The following is a 3551-nucleotide window of genomic DNA, read 5'->3' on the forward strand; positions in this document are numbered from 1 at the left end:
CGGGGGGGGGGGCAGGGGGTGGGGGGGGCGGGGGGAGGGGGGGGGGGGTTTGGGCTTTAGGTCTGTTTGGGGGGGGGGAGCTGCCGTTGAGAGAATGCGTCGCCCCCGCGAGGGCGGGGGCCGCTAGCGGCCTTATTCAGCGGCGCCTGCGTAAACCGACAGCGGCCCCCGCCTTCGCGGGGGCGACGGCAGCTTTCGGCCAAAACCAGCCGCCCCCACCCCGCCGGACCCGCAATGACACAGGATTCGCCCCCCACCCTCGCTCTTGGCAATCCACGGCTCGCCTCATCCTATCCTCTGCACGGTTCGTCAGCCTTGGCGTGGCCCTTGCTCGCTTATACGCGTTCAAGATTCATCCGTTCCAAACATCATTTCTCAAAGGAGACCCCAAGCGATGCGGAAACTCGCAGGCTTTGTTGCAACTTTCTCTCTCGGCATGGCGGCCGTCGTGGCCGCCCCCGCGCTGGCGCAGGACGCCGCCGCGGCGACCGTCGACCTTTCGGTCGGCACCAAGGTTTTCGATTCCGAGGGCGCCGAACTCGGCACCGTCTCGAGCGCACAGGGCGCGAACGTCGTCGTCGATCTCGGCGAAGGCAAGCAGGTGACCCTCCCCGCCAATTCCTTCGGTCAGCTCGAAAAGGGCCCGACGATCGGCGCCACGCGGGCGCAAGTCGTCGCCGCGGTCGATCAGGCCGCGGCCGGCAACGAAGCCAAGCTCACCGCCGCGATCCAGCCCGGCGCCGACGTGCGCGGCGTCAATGGCCAGGCCATCCTCGGCAAGGTCAAGCTCGTCGCCGCCGACGGCGTGGTCCTCACCACCCCGACCGGCGACGTGAAGCTGCCGCGCAACGCCTTCTTCATCGGTCAGGCGGGTCTTGCGACCAGCTTCACGGCGGAACAATTCGCCGCCGCGATGCAGCAAGTGAACAGCGCCGCCGCCGCCGATGACGCCGCGGTCGCCGCCGCGCTCGTCGCGGGTGCCGACGTCCGCAGCCTCAAGGGCGCGGCCGTGCTCGGCAAGGTCAAGTCGGTCAGCGCCGATGCGGTCGTCGTGACCACCCCCGGCGGCGACGACGTCAGCCTGCCGCGCAGCGCTTTCCTGATGTCGCCCGCCGGCCTCGCCGCGGCCTATACCGCCGAACAGTTCGCCGCCGCCGTCGCACAGGCGACGGGCGAACCGGCACCGCAGGCCGACGCCACCGCGGCCGCCGACGCGGCGGCCGAACAGCCGGCCAACTAAGCCGCTCCGGCTTCAAAGGTTCAGGGCGCGGAAGCATCGCTTCCGCGCCCTTTTCCATACGCGCAGGCGCCCTGAACAAATTGTCATCCCGGCGAAGGCCGGGATCTCACCCTCGCGGTTTTGCGCACCGGCGAGATCCCGGCCTTCGCCGGGATGATGAGATAGAAAGGCAGCGTTTCCCGCCCCGATCCGACACCCCGGATTACCGCCTTGCAATATCACTATTATCGATTATCGATATGCACCGTATCGGTAATCGAAAAGGGGATTCGCGATGCTACGATGGAGCCGCCGGCTGCTCATGGGATTGAACATCCTGAACTGGGTGTTCCTCGCGCTGTTCCTGATCGCGCTCGTCGCGGTCAGTCTGCGGCCCGATCTGGTCCTCGACGCGATCGCCGGCGCCAAGCCCGCGATCGACGGCGGCTATATGCTCGACCTGTTCCGCATCACCCTGCTGCTCTGCATCCCGGTCGCCATCGCCGCGCATGCGATCTTCACCCGCCTGATCGCGATGATCGACGCGACAAAGGCGGGCGCGGCCTTCACCCTCGACAACGCCCGGCGGCTCCGCGCGATCGGCTGGTGGCTGCTCGCGACGCAGGTCATCGACGCCGCCTATGGCTGGCTGTCGCTGGAAATGTCGCGCATCAGCGGAGAGGTATTCGGCTGGCAGCCCAGCCTCACCGCCTGGCTCGCCGTGCTGCTCCTCTTCGTCCTTGCGCGCATCTTCGAACAGGGCGCGGCGATGCGCGAAGAGCTCGAGCAGACGATTTAGGAAATCCGATATGCCGATACGAATCCAGCTCGACGACATGCTGTGGCGGCGGCGGATGACGCTGACCGAGCTCAGCGAACGCGTCGACATCACCGTCGCCAACCTGTCGGTGCTCAAGACCGGCAAGGCGAAGGCGATCCGCTTCTCGACCCTCGACGCGATCTGCCGCGCGCTCGAATGCCAACCCGGCGACCTGATCGCCTTCGACCCGGAAGGACCGGCCGATGAAGAGTGATATTGCTACCGTCTATCGCAGCGCCTGGGCCTTCGCTCTCGCCTGTCCGCTGCTCTTCCTCATCCCCGTGCTCGTCGAACTCGCGCAGCATGTCGTCGAATGGCGCGCGGGCATGTACGACGGCATCGCGGGCGCCAAGGCGGCCGAAGCCGACCCGCTTCGCCTGCAATTCGGCTTTGCGAAGACACTCGCGCTGCTGCTGCCCGGCTATTGGTTCACGCGCTATATCCTCTTTGGTTTCGACGCGCGGCGCGCCGCGCGCATCGAATGGCCCGCGATCGGCCTGTGGCTCATCCTGTTCGCGCTGAACGGCGTGCAACAATGGTGGACGCTGTTCGGCCCCTCGCTGACCGGCCTGATGGGCCTTTCCGGGACGACCGCGCAATGGACCGGCTATGCGCTGGTCTTGTTCAGCAGCATCGCCGGCATCTATTTCATGGCATGGACCGTCGCCTGGGCGCTCGGCAACGCCGCGATCGGCCCGATCCGCTCGGTGCGGATCATGGCGGGCAGCTTCTGGCGCACCATACTGCTACTCCTCGCCGGCGTGCTGCCGCTGATGATCGCGCACTATGCGCTCAGCTTCGGCGCGATCTTCGCCCCGGCGATCCTCGACTGGCCGCTGCTGCTGCTCGACGCGCTCGTCGTCGGCCTGCTCGCGCTGACCATGGCGGGCAGCAACGCCACCGCCGCCCGCCATGCCGCCGCGGTCAAGGGCAAGGATTTGCGGCCCGAACCGGCGGTGGCCCGTGGTTTGGCGGGCACGTTGTAACGAGCGCCGGGAAATGACCGTTAGTTGACGCACGATCCTCCCTGTGGCGAAGCCATGGGGAGGTGGCAGCCCGAAGGGCTGACGGAGGGGTTATAATGGCGCGAGGTTTCCGCCCCTCCACCATCGCCTACGGCGCCTCGCGGGAAGCAACGCGCCCCGCGCGTTGCTTTTACCCCGCTCGCTCCCCCTCCCCATGCCTGCGGCACAGGGAGGATATTTCTTTCCTCGTCATCCTCGTACGAGGCACGTGACTCGCGCGACTTGATCCGGGGTCCATTCGTTCAACGCTGCGAGAACGGATCCCGGATCGAGCCCGGGATGACGGAAGAGAGAATATACCAAGGTAACTCACCACCCGTTTCGATCGTTCGCCGCCGATCTGGATCGAATGACCGGAATCGACCGGTTGCGGCCATTGAGAGAAGAAAGCCCCTCCCCTTCAGGGGAGGGGTTGGGGGTGGGGTCTATCGGCCTTGCGCAAGGCCGATAGACCCCACCCCACTACGACTAGGCAGCAAGCTGCCAA

Annotated in this window: 4 protein-coding genes; all 4 read left to right on the top strand. The window is 66.7% G+C overall.

Annotation, left to right across the window (positions count from 1 at the left end; all coding sequences use genetic code 11):
• Positions 1-394 precede the first annotated feature (394 nt).
• The 4 genes from FG95_RS17680 to FG95_RS17695 all read left to right on the top strand — a co-directional run bounded on the left by FG95_RS17680 (position 395) and on the right by FG95_RS17695 (position 3025).
• Complete coding sequence (locus tag FG95_RS17680; RefSeq protein WP_200880220.1) at positions 395-1240, top strand: hypothetical protein; 846 nt, start codon at positions 395-397, stop codon at positions 1238-1240.
• A gap of 274 nt (positions 1241-1514) precedes the next feature.
• Positions 1515-2018: a DUF2975 domain-containing protein gene (locus FG95_RS19985; protein WP_052182478.1), complete on the top strand. Its 504-nt coding sequence runs from the start codon at positions 1515-1517 to the stop codon at positions 2016-2018.
• Positions 2019-2028: 10 nt separating this feature from the next.
• Positions 2029-2253 (top strand): helix-turn-helix domain-containing protein, encoded by a 225-nt coding sequence (locus FG95_RS17690; RefSeq protein ID WP_037557566.1) that lies wholly within the window; start codon positions 2029-2031, stop codon positions 2251-2253.
• On the top strand, positions 2243-3025 hold the full coding sequence (locus tag FG95_RS17695; RefSeq protein WP_037557567.1) for a hypothetical protein: 783 nt from the start codon (positions 2243-2245) through the stop codon (positions 3023-3025). Before FG95_RS17690 ends, FG95_RS17695 begins: the two co-directional genes overlap by 11 nt.
• Positions 3026-3551 lie beyond the last annotated feature (526 nt).

Origin of the sequence: Sphingopyxis sp. LC363, assembly GCF_000756385.1 — a bacterium.
In the GTDB taxonomy this organism is placed as follows: Bacteria; Pseudomonadota; Alphaproteobacteria; order Sphingomonadales; family Sphingomonadaceae; genus Sphingopyxis.